The 20,833-nt window shown below is 65.7% G+C and carries 16 protein-coding genes and 1 tRNA gene; 8 read left to right on the forward strand and 9 right to left on the reverse strand.

Annotated features, from left to right (window positions below):
• Positions 1-94: 94 nt before the first annotated feature.
• The 3 genes from CDN36_RS00320 to mfd form a co-directional block, all read right to left on the reverse strand.
• On the reverse strand, positions 95-1,381 hold the full coding sequence (locus tag CDN36_RS00320; RefSeq protein ID WP_150554213.1) for an MFS transporter: 1,287 nt from the start codon (positions 1,379-1,381) through the stop codon (positions 95-97).
• 219 nt (positions 1,382-1,600) lie between these two features.
• Complete coding sequence (argE, locus tag CDN36_RS00325) at positions 1,601-2,818, reverse strand: acetylornithine deacetylase (RefSeq protein ID WP_287495692.1); 1,218 nt, start codon at positions 2,816-2,818, stop codon at positions 1,601-1,603.
• Between the two features lie 245 nt (positions 2,819-3,063).
• Positions 3,064-6,528, reverse strand: a complete 3,465-nt coding sequence (gene mfd / locus CDN36_RS00330; RefSeq protein ID WP_287495693.1) for a transcription-repair coupling factor — start codon at positions 6,526-6,528, stop codon at positions 3,064-3,066.
• A gap of 109 nt (positions 6,529-6,637) precedes the next feature.
• Between mfd and ispD the strand changes: the two genes are divergently transcribed.
• Entirely contained in the window at positions 6,638-7,360 is a 723-nt protein-coding gene (gene ispD, locus CDN36_RS00335) for a 2-C-methyl-D-erythritol 4-phosphate cytidylyltransferase (RefSeq protein WP_287495694.1), read from the forward strand.
• A 69-nt stretch (positions 7,361-7,429) separates the two neighbouring features.
• Entirely contained in the window at positions 7,430-7,969 is a 540-nt protein-coding gene (gene ispF, locus CDN36_RS00340; RefSeq protein WP_287495695.1) for a 2-C-methyl-D-erythritol 2,4-cyclodiphosphate synthase, read from the forward strand.
• A 294-nt stretch (positions 7,970-8,263) separates the two neighbouring features.
• On the opposite strand, the gene CDN36_RS00345 is transcribed toward ispF, so the two are convergent.
• The 4 genes from CDN36_RS00345 to ompR all read right to left on the reverse strand — a co-directional run bounded on the left by CDN36_RS00345 (position 8,264) and on the right by ompR (position 11,899).
• Positions 8,264-8,791, reverse strand: coding sequence for a carboxymuconolactone decarboxylase family protein (locus CDN36_RS00345; protein WP_150554217.1), 528 nt, complete (start codon positions 8,789-8,791; stop codon positions 8,264-8,266).
• 59 nt (positions 8,792-8,850) lie between these two features.
• Positions 8,851-9,399, reverse strand: a complete 549-nt coding sequence (locus tag CDN36_RS00350; RefSeq protein WP_150554218.1) for a peroxiredoxin — start codon at positions 9,397-9,399, stop codon at positions 8,851-8,853.
• Positions 9,400-9,641: 242 nt separating this feature from the next.
• A complete protein-coding gene (locus CDN36_RS00355; protein WP_150554219.1) occupies positions 9,642-10,982 on the reverse strand; it encodes an ATP-binding protein in 1,341 nt (446 codons plus the stop codon).
• A gap of 191 nt (positions 10,983-11,173) precedes the next feature.
• The gene (gene ompR / locus CDN36_RS00360) at positions 11,174-11,899 is read right to left on the reverse strand and encodes an osmolarity response regulator transcription factor OmpR (protein ID WP_010808867.1); all 726 of its coding nucleotides are present in this window, start codon (positions 11,897-11,899) and stop codon (positions 11,174-11,176) included.
• Between the two features lie 169 nt (positions 11,900-12,068).
• Here ompR and CDN36_RS00365 point away from each other — a divergent pair, with 169 nt between their 5' ends.
• The 3 genes from CDN36_RS00365 (at position 12,069) to CDN36_RS00375 (ending at position 15,552) form a co-directional block, all read left to right on the forward strand.
• Complete coding sequence (locus CDN36_RS00365; RefSeq protein WP_150554220.1) at positions 12,069-12,398, forward strand: hypothetical protein; 330 nt, start codon at positions 12,069-12,071, stop codon at positions 12,396-12,398.
• A gap of 277 nt (positions 12,399-12,675) precedes the next feature.
• On the forward strand, positions 12,676-14,178 hold the full coding sequence (locus tag CDN36_RS00370) for a DUF1800 domain-containing protein (protein WP_502920322.1): 1,503 nt from the start codon (positions 12,676-12,678) through the stop codon (positions 14,176-14,178).
• A 126-nt stretch (positions 14,179-14,304) separates the two neighbouring features.
• On the forward strand, positions 14,305-15,552 hold the full coding sequence (locus CDN36_RS00375; protein ID WP_287495697.1) for a DUF1501 domain-containing protein: 1,248 nt from the start codon (positions 14,305-14,307) through the stop codon (positions 15,550-15,552).
• Between the two features lie 42 nt (positions 15,553-15,594).
• Here CDN36_RS00375 and hpnD read toward each other — a convergent pair whose 3' ends face one another.
• A complete protein-coding gene (gene hpnD / locus CDN36_RS00380) occupies positions 15,595-16,482 on the reverse strand; it encodes a presqualene diphosphate synthase HpnD (RefSeq protein ID WP_150554223.1) in 888 nt (295 codons plus the stop codon).
• 270 nt (positions 16,483-16,752) lie between these two features.
• Between hpnD and CDN36_RS00385 the strand changes: the two genes are divergently transcribed.
• Positions 16,753-16,839 (forward strand) — tRNA-Leu (locus CDN36_RS00385).
• Between the two features lie 413 nt (positions 16,840-17,252).
• Here the strand turns inward: CDN36_RS00385 and CDN36_RS00390 are convergent.
• Positions 17,253-18,065, reverse strand: coding sequence for an IclR family transcriptional regulator (locus tag CDN36_RS00390; RefSeq protein WP_502920323.1), 813 nt, complete (start codon positions 18,063-18,065; stop codon positions 17,253-17,255).
• A 342-nt stretch (positions 18,066-18,407) separates the two neighbouring features.
• On the opposite strand from CDN36_RS00390, the gene CDN36_RS00395 reads away from it, so the two are divergent.
• The gene (locus CDN36_RS00395; RefSeq protein WP_287495699.1) at positions 18,408-19,961 is read left to right on the forward strand and encodes a class I adenylate-forming enzyme family protein; all 1,554 of its coding nucleotides are present in this window, start codon (positions 18,408-18,410) and stop codon (positions 19,959-19,961) included.
• Between the two features lie 37 nt (positions 19,962-19,998).
• The gene (locus tag CDN36_RS00400; RefSeq protein WP_150554225.1) at positions 19,999-20,793 is read left to right on the forward strand and encodes a citryl-CoA lyase; all 795 of its coding nucleotides are present in this window, start codon (positions 19,999-20,001) and stop codon (positions 20,791-20,793) included.
• The last annotated feature ends 40 nt before the right edge of the window (positions 20,794-20,833 follow it).

Consider the following 20,833-nt stretch of genomic DNA (forward strand, 5'->3'; position numbering starts at 1 on the left):
TCGCGCAGGGCGCCACTGATAGGACCGCGATCGCATGGGCGTATCGCGATTTGCCGCGCCTGCCGCGCCGCAGCGGGCAAAGCGCACGCTGGCCTCAGCGCAGGCCGAGCGTGCGGCTGCGCAGCAGCGCGGTAATGCTGATCACGGCGGCGAAAATCAGATAGAAGCTCGGGGCAAGCTTGTTGCCGGTCGCGCCGATGAGCCACGTAATGATAAACGGCGCGAAGCCGCCGAACACGGTCGCCGCGATGTTGTAGCCGAGCGAGAGGCCCGTCGTGCGCACCTGCACCGGGAAGAGCTCGGTGAGCAGTGCGGGCAGTGCGCCGAAGTACGTGGTCATCAGCAGGCCGAGCACGATCTGGAACACCATCAGCGAGGCGAACGTCGGATTCGCATCGAGATAGCGGAACATCGGATAGACAAGGATCAGCAGGGCGACAGCCGCGGCGAGCATCGGCTTGATGCGGCCATGCGTGTCCGACCAGTGGCCGACGATGGGCGCGACGATCAGCTGCACCACACCGGTGAGCAGCACCGCCGAGAACGCCGCGGAGGACGGCAGGCCGAGCTGCTTCACGGCGTAAGTCGGCATGTAGAGCACCAGGTACGTCGCCACGGTCGCCATTACGACGACGCCGATGGCAAGCAGCAGGCGCTCCTTCTGGCTCGCGAACGTGTCGCGCAGCGGGCTTTGCGTGGGCTCGATGTCGAGGAACTCGGGCGTCTCGTCCAGGCGCCGGCGGATGTAGTACGCGACCGGGCCGATGAGCAGGCCGAAGAAGAACGGGATGCGCCAACCCCAGGACGCCATCGCCTCGGGCGACAGATTGCCCGTGAGCAGCGCGCCGAACCCGGCGGCCAGCAGCGTGGTGAGGCCTTGCGAGGCGACCTGCCAGCTCGAGAAGAAGCCGCGCCGCTGCGGGGCGTGCTCGGCAAGAAATGCCGTGGCGCTGCCGAACTCGCCGCCGGCCGAGAAGCCCTGCACCATGCGCGCGATGACGATGCCCACCGGCGCGAGCACGCCGATCGCGGCGTAGGTCGGCATGATCGCGATGAGCAGCGTGCCAACCATCATCAGCACGATCGAGAGCGTGAGGGCGGCCTTGCGCCCGGCGCGGTCGGCATAGGCGCCGATCACGATGGCGCCGAGCGGGCGCATGAAGAACGACACGCCGAACGTGCCGAGCGTGAGCAGCAGCGACACCGTGTCGTTGCCGGTCGGGAAGAACAGCTTGGCGATGGTCACGGCGAAGAAGCCGTACACCACGAGATCGAACCACTCGAGCGCATTGCCGATCGAGGCCGATACGATGACACGCCAGGCGTGCGGGGACGTGCGGGCGGCAGGGGCCGTCGCGTTGGGGGCTGCGCTTGCGCTCATGGGCGAGATCTCCAAAACCTGTCTGGCGTTGTGTGCTTGTAATGTTGCGAAGGGGTTGTCCTGTGCGCCCATTCTTTTGCAGGCGTCTGGTACTGCGTACAACGGTGTCCCGGCGCCGTACCGGCCGTCCAAGACAACGGGCCGCACCCGCGAAGCGGATACGGCCCGGCAAACGTCATGTCTTCATGCTGGCGTCGCAGGCGAGCATGGCGGCCCGTCTCAGGCGTCGACCGTGTTGCTGCGAATGAGCTTTTGCAGGAACGATTCGCACTGCGCGATCTGTTCGAGCGACACGAATTCGTTGGGCTTGTGCGCCTGCTCGATGTTGCCCGGGCCGCACACGATCGAGGGCACGCCCGCGAGCTGGAACTGGCCCGCTTCGGTGCCGTAGGCGACCTTGCGCTTGTCGGTGTCCTTGGTGAGCGCGCGCACGAGTTGCGTGATGGCGTCCTGCTCCGAGGCGTCGAGCGCCGGCGCGGCGGCAATCTTCTTGAATTCGATGCCTGCGCCCGGATGCTCCTCGCGCATCTTCGGCACGAGCTCTTGCGTCGCGTATTGCTGGATGCGCTGGAAGATGCCTTCGGCGTCCACGCCCGGCAGGTTGCGGTACTCGAAGACGAATTCGCACAGGGCCGGAATCGTGTTGAGCGCAATGCCGCCCGAGATCGTGCCTGTCTGCGCCGTGGTGAACGGCACGTCGAAGAGCTCGTCGAACGGGCCGTTTTGCTTGAAGTGATCGGCCAGATCGCGGATGTAGCAGATAAGGCGCGCCGCGTATTCGATGGCGTTCGAGCCCTTGGGCGTGAGCGAGGAGTGCGCGGCGTGGCCGCGCACGCAGCAGTGATAGGCGTTGATGCCTTTGTGCGCGACGATCACGCGCATGCTCGTGGGCTCGCCCACGATGCAGCCGTCCGGGCGAATGCCGCGCTCGCGCAGCTCGGCGAGCATCACCGGCGCGCCCACGCAGCCGATTTCTTCGTCATAGGAGAACGCGAAGTGGAACGGCGTCTTGAGCCTGGCCTCGCGCATGGCGGGCAGCATCGTCATGACCGAGCCGATGAAGCCCTTCATGTCGCACGTGCCGCGGCCGTAGAGGTTGCCGTCGCGCACCACGGGTTTGAACGGATCGGTGTCCCAGGCCTGGCCGTCGACCGGCACCACGTCGGTGTGGCCCGAGAGGACGATGCCGCCCTGCGTATTGCCGTCGGCGGCGGGCAGCGTCACGAACAGGTTGGCCTTGCGCTTGGTGGCGTCGTAGGACAGCCACGGCTCCACACCGGCGTCCTTGAGCGAATCGCGTACCGTCTCGATCAGGCCGAGGTTCGACTCGCGGCTCGTGGTGTCGATGCTCACCAGCTTCGTGATCCAGTCGAGCGATGCCGGCTGGGCCTCTGTGGCGGCCTGCGGTGCGATGGCTTGGGGGGAAGCGCTTGTCATTCGAATCTCCGGAAATCTGCCAGTCATGTGCGTCACATGGTCTGGGAAATGGTACTCAAAAATAATTTAGAGGTAAAAGGTTGCTCACACAACATTTCTTACCTCGCGGGAATCGGCGGGCTGGGCAAGGGTTTGCCCGGTGCGCCGGAATCGGGAAATCGGGAGGCGGCCGAAATTGGTGCGGTGCACACCGGCGGGCGGCCGTCTGTGGCCGCTCGCCGCGCGTGGGAACGAGCGCATGGACGTCACGCCGCGCGCGCCACGGGCGAGCCCAGCGCGCGCAGGGTCTCCTTGATGGCACGCACGCGATCGCTCAACTGCGCGTGCCTGAGCTCGACGCGCAGCTTGTCCTGACCGGCGAGCTTGATGTGACGATGCTTCTGCACGAGCTCGATGATGCGCATCGGGTCGACGGCCGGTGTCGGCTCGAACTGCAGCGCGATCGCTTCCTCGCTCGCGTCGATCTTCGTGATGCCCAGCGGCTTGGCCAGCAGACGCAGGCGATGCGTCTCGATGAGAGCCTGCGCCTGTTGCGGCAGCTTGCCGAAGCGATCGACGAGCTCCTCCTGGATCGTGTCGATGGCGTCGGCGTGCGTGCCGTTGGCGAGCCGCTTGTAGAGCGAGAGGCGCTCCTGAACGTCGCCGCAATAGTCATTGGGCAAAATGGCCGGCACGTGCAGGTTGATCTCGGTCGTGGCGGCCAGCGGCGCCGTCAGGTCCGGCTCACGGCCGGCCTTGAGCGCGCTCACGGCGTCGGCCAGCATGTCCGTATAGAGCTGGAAGCCGATCTCGTGAATTTCGCCCGACTGCTTGTCGCCGAGCACTTCGCCCGCGCCGCGAATCTCCAGGTCGTGCATGGCGAGGTAGAACCCCGCGCCGAGTTCTTCCATCTGCTGAATCGCTTCCAGGCGTCGCTGCGCCTGCTTGGTCAGCGCCTTCGGATCGTGCACGAGCAGATACGCATACGCCTGGTGATGCGAGCGGCCCACGCGGCCGCGCAACTGGTGCAACTGCGCCAGACCGAACTTGTCCGCGCGATGCATCAGGATCGTGTTGGCGGTGGGCACGTCGATACCGGTCTCGATGATGGTGGTGCACAGCAGCACGTTGGCGCGCTGCGTGACGAAATCGCGCATCACGCGCTCCAGATCGCGCTCGTGCATCTGCCCGTGGGCGACGACGATGCGCGCTTCGGGCACGAGGGCTTCGAGCTGCGCCTTGCGGTTCTCGATGGTCTCGACCTCGTTGTGCAGGAAGTACACCTGGCCGCCGCGCTTGAGTTCGCGCAGCATGGCCTCGCGAATCACGCCGTCTTCCTCGCGCCGCACGAACGTCTTGATCGCCAGGCGCTTTTGCGGCGCGGTGGCGATGACCGAAAAGTCGCGCAGGCCTTCGAGCGCCATGCCCAGCGTGCGCGGGATCGGCGTGGCGGTGAGCGTGAGCACGTCCACTTCGGCGCGCAGCGCCTTGAGCGCCTCCTTCTGACGCACGCCGAACCGATGTTCCTCGTCGATGATAACGAGCCCCAGGCGCTGGAATTGGATGTCGTTCGAGAGCAGCTTGTGCGTGCCGATGACGATGTCCACCTGTCCTTCGTTGATTGCCTTCACGCTCGCATTGACTTCCTTCGCCGTCTTGAAGCGCGAGAGCTCCGCAATGCGCACCGGCCAGTCCGCGAAGCGATCCGAGAAGGTCTGCGCGTGCTGCTCGGCGAGCAGCGTGGTGGGCGCGAGCAGGGCCACCTGCTTGCCGTCGAGCACGGCGATGAAAGCTGCGCGCAGCGCCACTTCGGTCTTGCCGAAACCGACGTCGCCGCACACCAGACGGTCCATCGGGCGACCGCTCGTCATGTCGCTCATCACGGCCGCGATGGCGGCGGCCTGGTCCGGCGTCTCCTCGAAACCGAAACTGTCGGCAAACTTCTCGTAGTCGCGCGGCGAGAGTTCGAACGCATACCCCGAGCGCGCGGCGCGTCGGGCGTAGAGATTGAGCAGTTCGGCGGCGGTGTCGCGAATCTGCTGCGCCGCGCGGCGCTTGGCGCGCTCCCACTGTCCCGAGCCCAGCGAGTGCAGCGGCGCGGTGTCGGGGTCGGCGCCGCTGTAGCGCGAGATCAGGTGCAACTGCGAGACCGGCACGTACAGCTTGCTGTCGCCCGAGTATTCGAGATGCAGGAACTCGGTCTCGCCTTCGCCGAGGTCCATGCTCACGAGACCCTGATAGCGACCAATGCCATGCTGGCTGTGCACGACCGGGTCGCCGACCTTGAGCTCGGCAAGATCGCGCACCATCGAGTCGACCGACGTCGCCTGTTCCTGGCGGCGCCTGCCAGCTCGGCGCGCGAGGCCTTCGTAGAGCTCGTTCTCGGTAATGAACGCGAGGTCTTCCGTCGGCAGCAGGAAGCCCGCGGCGAGCGGCGCGACGCCAATGGCAAAGCGCGCGTCGGACGTGAGGAAGTCCTCGAGCGACTCGACCGTGGCCGGTCGCAGATCGTTGTCGTGCAGCAGTTGCAGCAGCGTTTCGCGCCGGCCTGCCGAGTCCGCGCATAGCAGCACGCGCGCGGGCGTGCGGGCGAGATACGCGCGCAGCGCCGCGAGCGGGTCGTCGGCGCGCCGGTTGATTGCGAGCGGCGGCAGGGCGATCGCCCAGGAGCCGTCGCCCGGCGTCGGCAGTGTCAATCGCGCGAAAGGCTTGGCGAGCGCGAAGAAGTCCTGATCGAGCAGGAATAGCTGTTCGGGCGGCAGCACCGGCCGTTCGCGATCGTGCGACAGGAAGTTGTAGCGCTGGCGCGTATCGTTCCAGAAACGGTGAATCGCCGCTTCCAGATCGCCGACGAAGACCAGTTGCGCGTCGGCGGGCAGATAATGGAAAAGCGTGGCCGTCTCTTCGAAGAACAGCGGCAGGTAGTATTCGATGCCCGCCGAGGGCACGCCGCTGCCGATGTCCTTGTAGATCGGGCTGCGGCTCGGGTCGCCTTCGAACACTTCGCGCCAGCGGCCGCGAAAGGCCGTGCGGGCTGGCTCGTCGAACGGAAATTCGCGCCCGGGCAGCAGGCGCACTTCCTTGACCGGATACAGGCTGCGCTGCGTGTCCGGGTCGAACGCGCGGATGCTGTCGACCGTGTCGTCGAACAGGTCGAGGCGGTAGGGCAGCGCCGAGCCCATGGGGAAGAGGTCGATCAGACCGCCGCGCACGCAGTATTCGCCCGGGCGCATGACCTGGCTCACGTGCTCGTAGCCGGCCAGCGTGAGTTGCGACTTCAGACGCGCTTCGTCGAGGCGCTCGCCCTGCGTGAAGAAGAACGTGTAGGCCGCCATGAAGCTTGCCGGGGCCATGCGATAGAGCGCCGTGGTGGCGGGCACGAGCACGATGTCGCAACGCTTCTCGCCGAGGTCGTGCAAGGTGGCCAGGCGCTCGGAGACGAGATCCTGGTGCGGCGAGAACGTGTCGTAAGGCAGCGTTTCCCAGTCGGGCAGCAAACGCACGCGGGCTTCGGGCGCGCACCACCTGAGTTCCTGCTGCAGACGCAGCGCGTCGGTCGCTTGTGCGCAGACGACGGCCAGCAGCGGTACGCGCTCGCGGTTTGCTTCGAAGTAGCGGGCGATGAGCAAGGCGTCGCTCGACGCGTGCGAGCCCGCGAAGGCATAACGCTGTCCCGCTTTCACGAGCGGCACGGGCACGGTATTACGGGATAAGGCGTTGGCGGATGACATAGGAAAAGCGTTGCAGAAATGGCAAAGCACGGGGCTCCATCCACATGGGGCCCCGTGACAGTCAGCGTCTATTATAAAATCCCCGCTTTACCCTTACCTGCGTTTTATCGTGAGCGACCGACTTTTTGCCGTCATCCCGTGCGCCGGCGCCGGTGTGCGCGCCGGGGCCGATGTGCCCAAGCAATACCGGAGCGTGGGCGGACGCGCCATGCTCCACTACGCGCTCGCGGCGTTCGACGCGTGTTCGGAGTTCGCACAGACGGTGCTGGTGCTCGCCCCGGACGACAATCATTTCGACGGCCGGCGCTTCGGCCCGTTGCGCTTTGCGGTGCGCCGCTGCGGCGGCCCGTCGCGGCACGCATCGGTGCTCGGCGGCCTGCAGGCGCTTACCGAGTTCGGGGCGCAGGACAGCGACTGGGTGCTCGTGCACGATGCGGCACGCCCCGGCATCACGCCCACGCTGATTCGCGCGCTGGTCGAAGCGCTGCGCGACGATCCCGTCGGCGGCATCCTCGCGTTGCCGGTGGCCGATACGCTCAAGCGCGAGCAGCCGCCGCGCGAGAAGGGCGCGCTGGCGGCCGTACAGGCGACCGAGTCGCGCGAGGGGCTATGGCAAGCGCAGACACCGCAAATGTTCCGTCTCGGCATGCTGCGTCATGCGCTGGAAGACGCGCTTGCCGCCGGCGCCGAAGTCACCGACGAAGCGAGCGCGATCGAGCGCCTCGGCCATGCGCCGAAGCTCGTGCGCGGCAGCCTGCGCAATTTCAAGGTGACTTATCCCGAGGACTTCGCACTCGCCGAGGCTTTTCTCGGCACCGCCAGGCCCGCGTGAGGGCAACGCCCTCAGGCCGGCCCGGCAACGTCTGCGTTGTACCGTTTTCTTCGCATCTGGCGATTCTTCATGACTGATCAAGCTGATTCTTCCCGCGCCTCGCTCGCCCCATCCAGCGAGGGGCGCCTGCCCAGACTCCGGATAGGACAGGGCTACGACGTGCATGCGCTCGTGCCGGGCCGCCCGCTCGTGATGGGCGGGGTCACCATTCCGTTCGATCGTGGTCTGCTGGGCCACTCCGACGCCGACGTGCTGCTGCACGCGATCACCGACGCCGTGCTCGGTGCCGCAGCGTTGGGCGACATCGGCCGGCATTTCCCCGATACTGATCCCACTTTCAAGGGCGCGAACAGCGTCGTGCTGCTCAAGGAGGCGATGCGCCGCGTGCGCGAGCACGGCTATGAAGTCGTCAACGTGGATTGCACGGTGATCGCGCAGGCCCCGAAGCTCGCGCCGCACATCGGTGCCATGACGCAGTCGATCGCCGACGCGCTGGGCGTGAGCGTCGGACAGGTCAACGTGAAAGCGAAGACGAACGAAAAACTTGGCTACCTCGGGCGTCAGGAGGGAATCGAGGCGCAGGCGGCGGCGTTGCTCGTGGGCGTCTGAGCGACGGCACGACGGAGGCGCCCATGCGTGCGGCGCCCCCAGGGAAGGGTAGTCGGGCTCGGGCGCGCCAATCGACGCGCATGGTCTGGACGATACGGACGATATGGACGATACGGACGATGTGGACGACACGGACAACGCGGACGACACGGACGATCGGAACGACCGGAACGACCGGAACGAAAAACGGCGCGGCGGGGATCGTTCCCGCCGCGCCGTTTTGTTTTGTTGCGCGTGGTATCGCGGCCGTGGCTGCTACGCGCGCCCCCGCGCCTGGCCCGCTTAGGCGCCCCCTTACGCCGCTTCGGCGGCGAGCACCTGGGCTGCCGCATTGATGACGGCGGCGATGCGCCCGACGTCGCGCAGTTGCGCGGTGCTCATGCCTTGCTCGTTCGCCAGCAGCGCGTAGTGCGACTTCACGCAGAAGTGGCACTTGCCGACGATGGACGCGGCAAGCGCGTACATCTCGAAGCGGCGCTGATCGACGCCGCCGCGCGTCGCGTAGCCGTTCATGCGCAGTTGCGCCTTTTCGTTCTTGAGATCAGCGTTATCGGCCATCTCCAGATACGGGTACCACGTGTTGTTCATGCCCATGAGTGCTGCCGCGGTCAACGCGCCTTCCAGCTCTTCGGGTGACAGCACGCCGGCTTCGCGGATCGCTTTGACGATCGGCTGGCTCTTCGCCGCGAAGGCGGCGGCGAGGGCGACACCTACGGCATCGTTGCCCTCCAGCGAGGAGCGGGCGATCGTGCCGTCGAGGTTCAGGCGAATGTCCTTGGCGTAGTCAGGGATCTGTGCCTTAATCGCGGTGAGGAATTCCATAAATTTCTCCTATTGCTTGGGGCTGAAAAAGCCCGCTTGCGCGGGCTCCGAGACGACGCTTACAGCGTTGCACCGCCGACCGCGCGGTTGCACGGGCAAAGTTCGTCGGTTTGCAGGCCGTCCAGAATACGCAGGATTTCCTGCGGGTTGCGGCCGACGTTCAGGTTGTTCACCGAAACGTGCTGGATGGTGTTGTCCGGGTCAACGATGAACGTTGCACGCAGGGCCACACCGGCTTCCTTGTCGCGCACGCCGAGCTGGTCGATCAGGGCACCCGTGGTGTCGCCGAACGAGTAGTGGTTCAGCTTGTTCAGGTCCTTGTGCTCACGGCGCCATGCGAGCTTCACGAATTCGTTGTCGCCCGAGCCGCCCAGCAGCACGGCGTCGCGGTCTGCGAAGTCCTGAGCCAGCTTGCCGAACTCGACGATCTCCGTCGGGCACACGAACGTGAAGTCCTTCGGGTAGAAGTAAATGATCTTCCACTTGCCCGGGAACGAGGCTTCGGTGATCGTTTCGAAAGCCGACTGGCCGTTTTCTTCGTGGTTGTTGAAACCAGGCTTGGCCGCTTGAACCGAGAACGCTTCGAGTTTGTCGCCGACAGTTTTCATCGATTTACTCCTTAATAGATGCGGTGAATGTTGGATGCCATGTGTACATCGCAACCTGCAACTGACCGGGGACTTTCGTTCCCGGCCAACTAAAGCAGTATACGCTATCGATGTACCGATAGCAATAGTTTGTTTTTATTCCGGGGATAGTTAAATCAAATCCCCGCGATAGGATTTCGTGTGGCGCCGGCGAATGCCGGGCAAGCCTTGAGCATAGCCAAATTTGCTTCGCGTCACATCCCTTATTTAGCAAGCGGGAATGACACGATGATTTCAAGGCCGGTTCCCGGGCGCACATTGCGAAGCGAGGCGTGGCCCTTGTAGCGCGAGGCAATGCGCTGGACGATCGCCATGCCGAGTCCGGTGCCTTCGGCCTTCGTGCGCGCCGTGTCCACGCGATAGAACGGCCGGAAGACGAGCGCGAGCTGGTCTTCGGGAATGCCGGGACCGGTGTCGCGCACGCGCATCTCGACGCGCTCACCCAGCACTCGCGTCGAGATGAGGACGTTGGCGATGTTCGTTTGTGGGTCGCGTCCGTATTTGCGCGCGTTCTCGATCAGGTTCGTGAGCAGGCGCTTGAGGTCCGTGCGTTCGGCGAGTACGGGCGCGCTGTCGGCGAGCTCGACTGTCACCTTCAGATCTTCGCGGGCGTCGAACGCCGCGGCCGTCTCGCGCGCAATGTCGGACAGATCGAGCGACTGCATCGTGCGCGAGGCGGGGCGGGCATAATCGAGGAAGCGGCCGATGATCTCGTCCATCTGCTCGATGTCGCTGATCATGTCGCGCTTGACCGATTCATCCGACGGACTCATTTCCGTTTCCAGCCGCAGACGGGCGAGCGGTGTACGCAGGTCGTGCGAGATGCCGGCGAGCATGAGCGCGCGATCCGCCTCGAGCCGCTCGAGCTCCTGCACCATCTGGTTGAAGCTGCGGTTGGCTTCAGCAGCCTCGCCCATGCCGCGCTCGGGCAACGGGTCCGGGCGCTGACCCTCGCCAATGGCGCGCGCCGCGTGGGCCAGTCGCGCGAACGGACGGTTCACGAGGGCGGTGATGAAGGCGGCGCCGAGCAGCGAGAGGGCCAGCGCGAACGTGCCCCAACTGAAGAGCTGCAGGCCGGTGGCCGTGTCGATGCGGTCCTGCTCGATGGCGACCCAATAGTCGTCCTCATCGATCTTGAAGCTGATCCACATCGCGGGGATTTCGTTGACCGCGGCGGCGATCACGGTGTCGGTGCCGAGGCGCCGCTGAACGTCGCGCACGATCAGGTCTTGCACCACGCCGCCGGGCTGCTTTTCCACTTTGTCGGCCGGCTCGCGCGGGTACACGCGAATCCCTTCGTTGCTCTCCAGATCCTGCAGCAGCGCGCGGCGCAGGTCGGGCTCCGAGTAGAGCAGGGCCGTGCGCGTGAGCTTGACGATCGACACGAGCTGCTGCGCCACGCGCTGTGCGCGCGGTTCGCGCTCGATCACGCGAAAGCTCTGATACCAGGCGGCCAGGCTGACGCCGATGAGCAGGGCGATGAGGAAAAAGGTACGCCAGAAGAGACCGCCGAACAGCCCGCGTACCATCCGTATCGGATGCATGGGGGGCTCCGTCTAACGCGCGATGCGTACTACCGCGGAGATGATCCCGAGCGTCGGCGGGCAACGCTCGACATCGGTGATGCGCTGCGTCCGGAAAGGCGGCACGGGGCAAGTCGCGAGGCCGGTGCGCACGTCACGCGAACGTGTTGCGCCCGGCATCGTTTTGCTGCGTGAGACGTGGGGCTCGCAGGTCACGCGCCGCCGTCCGGGATGAACACGTAACCAAGGCCCCAGACGGTCTGAATGAAGCGAGGGCTGCCCGGGTCCGGCTCGATGAGCTTGCGCAGACGCGAGATCTGCACGTCGAGGCTGCGATCGAACACTTCGTATTCCCGACCGCGCGCCAGTTCCATGAGCTTCTCGCGCGAGAGCGGCTGGCGCGGGTGGCGCGCGAAGACCTTGAGCACCGAGAACTCGCCCGTGGTGAGCGCGATTTCCTGGCCGTTCTTGGTGAGCGTTCGCGTAGCGAGATTCAAGGCGAAGTCGCCGAACTCGAACGTCTCCATCGTTTCGCTGGGCGCACCGGGGAGCTCGGGCGGCGCCTGGCGACGCAGCACGGCATGAATGCGGGCGACGAGCTCGCGCGGATTGAACGGCTTGGGCAGATAGTCGTCCGCGCCCATTTCGAGGCCGACGATTCGGTCGACATCCTCGCCTTTGGCCGTTAACATGATGATCGGCGTGCGGTCATTGGCGCCACGCAGGCGGCGACAAATCGACAGACCGTCTTCACCGGGGAGCATCAGGTCCAGCACGAGCAGATCGAAACGCTCGCGCACCCAAAGCTTGTTCATGGCCGTGGCATTCTCTGCCACAAAGACATTGAAACCCTGTTCCCCGAGGTAACGACGCAGCAGGTCGCGCAGGCGCGGATCGTCGTCGACAACCAGAATTTTGGGAGAGTTTTTGTTTTCCATGCCACGTATCTTAGCCCGAAATGTTGCGATCTGAGGAGGCCGCCAAAGCGGGTTACAAAGGGTTACACAATTTACCCTACGGCTTGTGCGCTGACCATAGGCAGTCGGTACACTTGCAGCCCTGCCAGGGCGAAAACTTGCTGCACGGCATGAAGGACACACGCACAAGATGAGATGGGCTGCTGAGTTGACGCTACTGGTCGGGGGGATCATGCTCTGGGGGCACCTGAGCGTGACGTATGCCCGTCCCGCCCCCCATTTCAGTGCTCAGTCGCAAGGCATGAGTGCGCCGAAGCTCCAACGCAATGCGCCCGCGCCGTCGCCGCGCAATCCATCGAAGAGCGGCCAGGGCGCGAGCGATGCCGGCGCCGCCGAGCGCCGCGGCGACGAATCGCCGAGCTCGCCGGCGCGTCGTCCCAACGGCCACATGTCGGCCGAAGACCGGCGCCTGCTGCGCCAGCACATCCAGGACGCCGTGCGTGAGCTGTACACCCACTGATTGCCGCTCGCGAGAACCGTCATCATCGAATATCGCTTCTCTCCAAACGCCGGTAATGTCACTTTGACGTGAGCGTCTCATGAGGCCGAATCGAACCCCGCCAGCAACGCTCGACGCTGGCTTTTTTTGCGCCCGCCGTCGGCGAAATCCGACTGCTGCGCGGTGCATCGGACGGCTTGCGCTCATCCCGGCCGTTGTCGCCGCAACGTGGCTGGCGCCCATGCGTGGCGTAGCCGCGGATTTCGCGGGTTCCACCGGTCGCGCCGCAGGGCGTGGCGTGACGTCGCACGAGTCGCGTGCGGCGTCGCCACGCGGTGCAGGGCGCGCGCCTGACCCGGCGTCGCGCGTGCTGGGCGCTGACGACGCGCGCTACCTGTTGACGCGAACGGGCTACGCGCCCGACGCGCGCGAACTGGCGCCCTTCGTCGGGCTCACGCGCGCGCAGGCCGTCGACCGCCTGCTCTCCCAGACCCGCCGCACCGCGGTGACCATGCCGCCCGAGTGGGTGAACGATCCGCCGCTCTATGGCGCGCCCGTCAAGAACATGACCGACGAGCAACGCAGGGCGCTCAACGAGCGACGCAACCGGATGGCCGCGTCGCTCGCCGGCTGGTGGGCGCAGGAGATGGCCACCACGCCTTCGCCGCTCACCGAGCGCATGACGCTGTTCTGGCACAACCATTTCGTCTCGAGCGACGACAAGGTGCGCGAGCCGGTCGCGCTGTATCGGCAGAATGTGCTGCTGCGGGCGAACGCGCTAGGCAACTTCGGCACACTGCTCCACGCGGTGTCGAAGGACCCGGCAATGCTCGTCTATCTGGATGGCGCTGGCAGTCGCAAGGGGCGACCCAACGAGAATTTCGCGCGCGAGGTGATGGAGCTGTTCACGCTCGGTGAAGGGCATTTCAGCGAGCAGGACGTGCGCGAGGCAGCGCGCGCGTACACCGGCTGGAGCATCGATCGCCCGACGATGACATACGTCTGGCGCGCGAATCTACACGACACTGGCGCGAAAACGGTGCTCGGGCACACTGGCGACTTCGACGGCGATCAAGTGCTCGACATCTTGCTGGCGCGCCCCGAGACCGCCGCGCTCGTGACGGCCAAGTTGTGGCGTGAATTCGTCTCGCCCACGCCGGAGCCGGTGCAGGCCGCGAAGGTGGCCGGCGCGTTCCGGGCGAGCGGCTATGACGTGCGTGTCGCCCTGCGCGCGTTGTTCCTCACGCGGGCATTCTGGGACGCCCGCAATCGAGGCGCGCTCGTCAAATCGCCGTCCGAGTTCGTGACCGACGCGGTGCGCGAGTTCGACATCGGCTACGACGACCCGCAAATGCTCGCGCAACAGATGCGTGTGCTCGGGCAGGACCTGTTCCGTCCACCCAATGTGAAGGGCTGGCCGGGCGGCGACACGTGGATCGACAGCACGACGCTGCTCGCGCGCAAGCAATTCGTCGAGCGCATGTTCCGCGCGACGGAGCGTGCCAACGCGGTCGGGCCGGCAACGATGGGCCCGGCGATGTCCACGCGCGCCGGAGTGCAGGGCTCGGCCGTGCGCGCGCCGCGGGCCATGCCAGGAACGGTGGCTGGCGTGCGCTTCGATCTCGCGCGCTGGCTGCAGCCGTATGCGCTGGGGCCGGTCGATGTGCCCGACGCCGCCTCGCGCGAGGCACTGCAACGGGCGGTGCTGCCGTTGGCCCCGGCGGTGGCGCACACGAGCGGCGACAGCAGTGCGGCGTACTTGCAGGCGTTGTTGATGGATCCGGCGTATCAATTGAAGTAGCGGAAAGTAAGTGGAAAATGCGCGGAAAATGCCCGGAAAGTACGCGGAAAGTGCGCGAGAGTGTGCGCACAGGAGCCGCATGTGCTTCGCCAGTGTGGGTCAATGCCGAGCAGCAAGAGGTGCGAGATGCGTGATTTTCGTCGACGGGATTTTCTGACGTTTGCTGCCGGGCTGGGCGCGGCGTGGCTCGCCCCATTGCCTGCCTTCGCGGCGGCGCGCGACCTGTCCCGGCCGCTTGCCGGCGCGCAGGCGCCACATGGCGGCAGCTACGACAACCTGCTCATCCTCATCGAGCTCAAGGGCGGCAACGACGGCCTGAACACCGTCATCCCGTATGGCGATCCGCTCTATGCCGTTCTGAGGCCGAACATCGGCATCACGCGAGAGCAGGTGATACAGCTCGACGAGCGCAGCGGCCTGCATCCGGAGCTGCGAGCGCTCATGCCGATGTGGCAGGCGAACGAGTTGGCGATCGTGCAGGGCGTAGGGTATCCGCAGCCGAATCTGTCGCACTTTCGCTCGATCGAAATATGGAACACCGCCTCGCGTGCCGACGAGTATTTGCGCGACGGCTGGCTGTCTCGCGCCTTTGCCGAGCGTGCGGTCCCGAGTGGATTCGACGCTGACGGCGTGATCGTCGGCAGCGCGGAACCCGGACCGCTCGCCGGCGGCGCCCGCGCGGTGACCTTGACCAATCCGGCGCAGTTTCTGCGCGACGCGGGCCTGGCGTCGGCGAACGCGGCGCAGGCGAGCAATCCCGCATTGGCGCATGTGCTGCGTGTCGAGAACGACATCGTGAAGGCGGCGCACGGGCTGCGCCCGCGCCAGGGGCAGTATGTGCTCAAGACGCCGATGCCGCCGGGTGCGTTCGGCAATGTGGTGAAAACGGCGCTGCAGGTCCTTGCGGCGGCGGACTCGCCTGCGGGCGTGCCGCTGCCGGGACGCGGCGTGGCGGTGTTGCGTCTGACGCTCAACGGTTTCGACACGCATCAGAACCAGCCGGGGCAGCAGGCCAGTTTATTGCGTCAATTGGCGCAGGGAATGATGGCGTTGCGCGCGGGGCTCACGGCGTTGGGCCGATGGCAGTCGACGATGATCGTGACGTATGCCGAGTTCGGCCGCCGCCCGCGAGAGAACCAGAGCAACGGGACCGACCACGGCACGGTCGCGCCGCACTTCATCGCGGGCGGCGGGGTGCGCGGCGGGCTGTATGGCGAGGCGCCGCGTCTGGATCGCCTGGACGGCAACGGCAACTTGCCCTTCGCGGTCGACTTTCGCGAGGTCTACGCGACCGTATTGCAGCGATGGTGGGGAATGGACCCGCGGCCGGTGCTCGGCGCGGCGTTCCAGCCGCTGGACGTGCTGCGGGGGTGATCGGTCTCGCTTGCGAGCGCGCGGCTATCGCGCCGCAGCCGCTCAGCGTGCTCGCCAGGCGCGCCAGAATTTCCGAAGCGGCGTGAGGTCGATGCGCTGATGGAGCACCTGATAGTCGCTGACGGCGACTTCGTCGAGAAGCGCCAGTTGCAGCGCAGCCAGCGCGAGCAATGGTTTTTGTTTGCGGCGGTCGCGCCCGGGCATCGCGGCGGCGGCCTCGACGATGGACTGGCGTGCGCGCGCGTGCTGGAACTTCATCAACTCGACGAAGGCGGGCGAGTACTTGCCGTTCTGCAGGTCGGCGGCGGTGACACCGAAGCGTTGCAGCTCGTCGATGGGGAAATAGACGTATCCCGCGCGCGCGTCGACGCCCACGTCCGTGACACGTCGGCCGAGCGTGATGGCGTGACCGAGAGCGCGGGCGAGGGCGGGAGTCCGGGCGTCGTCGAAGCCGTAGACGTGCGAGACCAGTTCGGCGGGCGCGCCGCCGGCGGCGTCGCAGTAGTGATCGAGGCCGGCGAAATCCAGATAGCGCATTTGTGACAGGTCCATCTCGGCGGCGTGCAGGACGGCTTCGAAGGCGTCGCGCGACAGACCGAACGTCTTGACCACGGGCGCGAGCGCGCGCGTGACCGGGTGCGCGGGCGTGCCGTCGAAGAGACGAGCGAGCTCCTGGCGCCACCAGTCGAGCTTGGCGTGGGCAACGCCGGGGTCGTGGACAGCCGAGTGGATGTCAGCAATTTCCTGGCAGAAGGCATGGACGGCGTAGGCCGCGTCGCGCCTGGATGGCCGGAGTTGCAGCAGGGCGTAGTAAAGGGCGGAACCGGGAGGACCAGCCTTCTGGCGACAGTACTCGTGGGCTTGTACGTTGGCCTGTGCGGGACTGTCGGGGGAGCCGGCGTGCTCGTCGGCGTTCTCGTGGGGTTGCATGCGAATGGGATATCGGTTTGGTCAGATGCCCGACAGCGGGTGGCGCAGGCGCGCGACCGGGGCAGATGCCATGAATTGGGGGGAATTCTAGCATTGCGGGGTGGGGCTGGCGGATTGCCGGTGAAATTCACTTCGTGTAGAATGCTCGCCTGCTTTGACGCATGCGAGCGGGGCGGCGACGAGTCGCCCCTTTTCATGTCCGACAGGACGCATGCCGTCGACCCGATGCCGGGCGTCGTACCTTACCCAGGTGCGCGGCGCCCACGGGCTGCGAGGATGGCGAAATTGGTAGACGCACCAGGTTTAGGTCCTGACGCCCGCAAGGGTGTAGGGGTTCGAGTCCCCTTCCTCGCACCAAAAGACCCTTAAAAATCATCGGGATGAAATTTGAGTCCGGCAAAAAATCGAGCCGGTTTTCGTCTGTCTGTCTCCCGAACTTCCGGCTTCCGTGCCGGCCTTTTCCGGCAAACGATTTGTGCGGCCCTGTCCCCGGCGCGCACGTCAGCGGAAGGCATCCATCCCCCCGTAGATTCGCGCGATCAATGGTCCAATCTGCATGCTCCATTTGCTTCGCAACCACATCTGGTGTTCGCTCGCAGAGAGTATCCTCGATGCATAAGTTAGTACGCGTCCCTACGTGTCCCTACGTGTCCCTACGTGTCCCTGAGCGCTCCTACGCGCCTCGAAGCGAGTTTTAGCCGGGCGACGCGCGATTGGCGCCCTCGCAAGCCCGCCTGCCGATGCCAACTCGTTTTCTCGGGCGCGCTGTCTCAATCCCACATTTCCCCAACTGACCGTAGCGCAGAGCGGATGGCATCGACGATAAACGCTTGACGTTGCCGGGACATTCGATCAGTGGGCGCGGCCACGCTGATCGCCGCGATCGGATAGGCGCGGCGGTTACACACGGCAACGCCGACGCCGAGGGCGCCCTTCGCCGCATGGTTGCCCACGACCGACCACCCCCGCTCTCGCGACGCCTTGACGAGCAGACGCAACGTCTCGCAGTTCAAGCCGCCATAGCTCGACAAGGTATCGCCATGCTGCGCGATCACGGCTTGCGCTTCGTGGTCGGGCAGCGCGGCCAATAACGCCAACCCCGCAGCGCCGGCGCCGAGCGGCTGGCGCGTTCCCACATCGACTGCCAGCACCTGGACGGGATAGCTTCCGATCCGGCGCGCAATGCATGACGACATGCGTCCTTCGCGCACCACGGCGAACGCCGCATCCCCGCTGATGGCGCTGACGTGTTCGAGCACCGGCTCGAGCTTGCTGGCGATCACCGATTGCGTCAGCACGTTCTCGGCGCGCCATTGCCGAACGGTCTCACCCGCGACGTAGCGATAACGTCCGCTCAGTTCGATGTAGCCCGCTTCCCCAAGCGTTTGCAAGATTCGATAGATCGTCGCGCGCTCCAACTGGCAGCGACGTCCGATCTCGGCGACGCGCAGCCCGGTGTCGCCCGCTTCGATGATGGCCGCCAGCACGTCGAGCCCGCGGCGCAACGCCCGCAAGCCTGCGCTTTTGGTGTCGTCCAAAACGTCCGCCTGATGAACGTTCGAATTGGTGATGATCGTCTGCATGAGAAAAGCCGGAATGAAAAGACGGTTCACCATCACCGATGCAAGGTCGCTCATCAACAAGGGAAAACACTGATCCGCGAATGCATCGTCGCCCATGGAAAACGTCCGATTGCCGGACGATTCGATTTCTCGCACCCGGCGCGGCTGCGGAAAATCTCTGGTGTTGGGACGACGGTGGCACATGGCCCGCGCCAAGCGCAGGGGCTTGTCAATGTCCTGGGATGGGCCTGCCAATCGCCCACCAATCGCCCACCCATCGCCTACCGATCGCCTACCAGTCGCCGCCAACAATTGAAAACTGCGTGCACGTCAACCGAGTGCACTCTTCGAGGATTTCGGCACATGTATCCCATTGATTTTTTCTGGCGCGCGGCGCGCCGTTGGCCAGACCATATCGCGATCGACGCGCCTGAAGGCGTCGTTCGCTACGGGGACCTGGCGCGCAGCGTAGCGGCGCTGGCCGCGGCCTTCCAGGCAATCGATCCGTCGCCACAAAGCCGCGTGGCCATCTGCGCGGGCAATAGCACGGCGCATCTCGTCGCGCTGCTTGCCACGCTGGCCAGCGGCAAAGTCTGGGTGCCGCTCAACCCGCGTAGCACGGCACCCGAAATTCAGCGAATCGTCGATACGACAGCGCCGGGCATTGTCGTGACGGACGTCGCATCCGAATGTCTCGTGGCGAACGCCTCGGGATATCGCATCGTCTGCGACGGCGAGGCGGCGGCCGCCACAACCCACCGCACGAACAGCACGCAGGGCACGTTGCTGAGCCAGCTACTCGCCGCGCACGACGGGGCTTCGCCGCGGATCGTCGATCTGCCTGACAGTGCCACGCAGGCGATCAAGTTCACCGGCGGCACCACCGGCATCCCCAAGGGCGTGATGCAACCCTATCGCGCGTGGATGGCCAACGTCGCAAACCAGATTCAGACGTGGGGGCTCACAGAGCGCGATCGCTACGTCGTCGCCGCGCCGATCACGCACGGAACGTCGACGTACATCCTGCCCACCCTCGCGCAGGGCGGGTGCCTCCTCATTGCGTCGCAGGCGGGCGCGCCCGGCGTGCGTGACGCGTTTCGCGACAAAGGCGGCACGATCGCCTTCATGCCGCCTACGCTCATCTACAAGCTCATGGGCTTGCCAGGTGTCTCGCGTCGCGACTTCCCGCAACTGCGGTTGCTCATCTATGGCGGCGCGCCCATGCCGCCGGAGAAGATTCGCGAAGCCCGTGATTTCTTTGGTCCCGTGCTCGCCACGCACTACGGGCAGACCGAGGCGCCCCAGATCCTGACGGCGATGCGCCCGGAAGATTTCGACGATCCGTCGCGCTGGTCATCCGTCGGCCGCGCCACGTGGTTCTCGGAGGTGGCCATCATGTCCGCCGACGGGACGCGGCTGCCGCCCGGGGAAATCGGCGAAGTCGTCGCGCGCGGCGACCTGCTCATGACCGGCTACTGGCAGTTGCCCGACAAAACGGCGCAAACGCTGATCGACGGCTGGCTGCACACGGGCGATCGGGGCTATCTCGACGCCGCCGGCTTCCTGCATCTGAAGGACCGCATCCGCGACGTGATCATCACCGGCGGCTTCAACGTCTACCCGATCGACGTCGAAAACGTGCTGGGCCAGCACCCGAGCGTCTTCGAATGCACGGTGTTCGGCCTGCCGGACGACGTATGGGGCGAAGCCGTGCAGGCCGGCGTGCAACTGCGGCCCGGCGGCGCGGCCACCGAAACCGAGCTGAGCGCCTTCGTTCGAGAGAAGCTCGGCCCGGTCCACACGCCCAAGCGCATCCATTTCTTCGACGATTTGCCGCGATCGTCCGTGGGCAAGGTCGTGAAGAACGCGGTGCGCGACCAGATCCTGTCCGGGCGCGCGGCTGCCGCGAAACTCTGATGCCCCCGAACCCCTGAACTCCTGAATCCTTGAAGCCATGAAAGCCGATATTCCGTCCGAGCGCAAAGGCCCCGTCACGCGGCTTTGCGCGCACACGCACACGTCACTCCATTACGGCGACGCCGATCTCGTCGAGACACTGATCGGAAAGAAGACGTTCACTGAAGTTCTGCTGCGGCAGATCCTGGGCCGCGCCATTCGTCCCGTCGACGTATGCATTGCCGACGCAGTGCTCGTCGTGCTGATGGAGCACGGACTCACGCCGAGCTCGATCTCCACGCGCCTCGTCTACATGAGCGCCCCGGAGAACCTCCAGGGGGCCGTGGCCGCAGGGCTGCTGGCGGTGGGCAGCCAGTTCGTCGGCACGATGGAGAACTGCTCGCGACTCATTGACCGGGTTCGCGACGCGGCGGATCCACAGGCGCAGGCCTCGGCCATCGCTCGCGAATACCTGCAAGCCCGCAAGGCCATCCCGGGTTTCGGCCATCACCTGCACAAGCCGGTCGATCCGCGTGCCTACAAGCTGCTCGATCTCGCGCGTGCGCAGCCCGAACTGGCCGGCGCGCATATCGAAACGCTGATGTTGCTCTCGCGCGAGATCGACGCCGTGTACGGGCGGGCGATCACGATCAACGCGACGGGCGCCGTTGCCGCGCTGCTCGGCGAGATCGGCGTTGCCACGGACATCATGCGCGGCTTCGCCGTGATCTCGCGCGCGGCGGGCCTCGTCTCGCACGTGGTCGAGGAACGGCAATGCCCTTCGGGACGCTTCATCTGGGAAACGATCGAGGAGGCCATCCCGTTCGTTCCCGGCCGGGCGGATGCGGACTGACGGGCGCGCGAGTTGCCAAACCAACATACGACAATGAGGA

It is taken from the genome of Pandoraea sp. CB10b_02 (assembly GCF_002216225.1).
Classification (GTDB): Bacteria; Pseudomonadota; Gammaproteobacteria; order Burkholderiales; family Burkholderiaceae; genus Pandoraea; species Pandoraea nosoerga.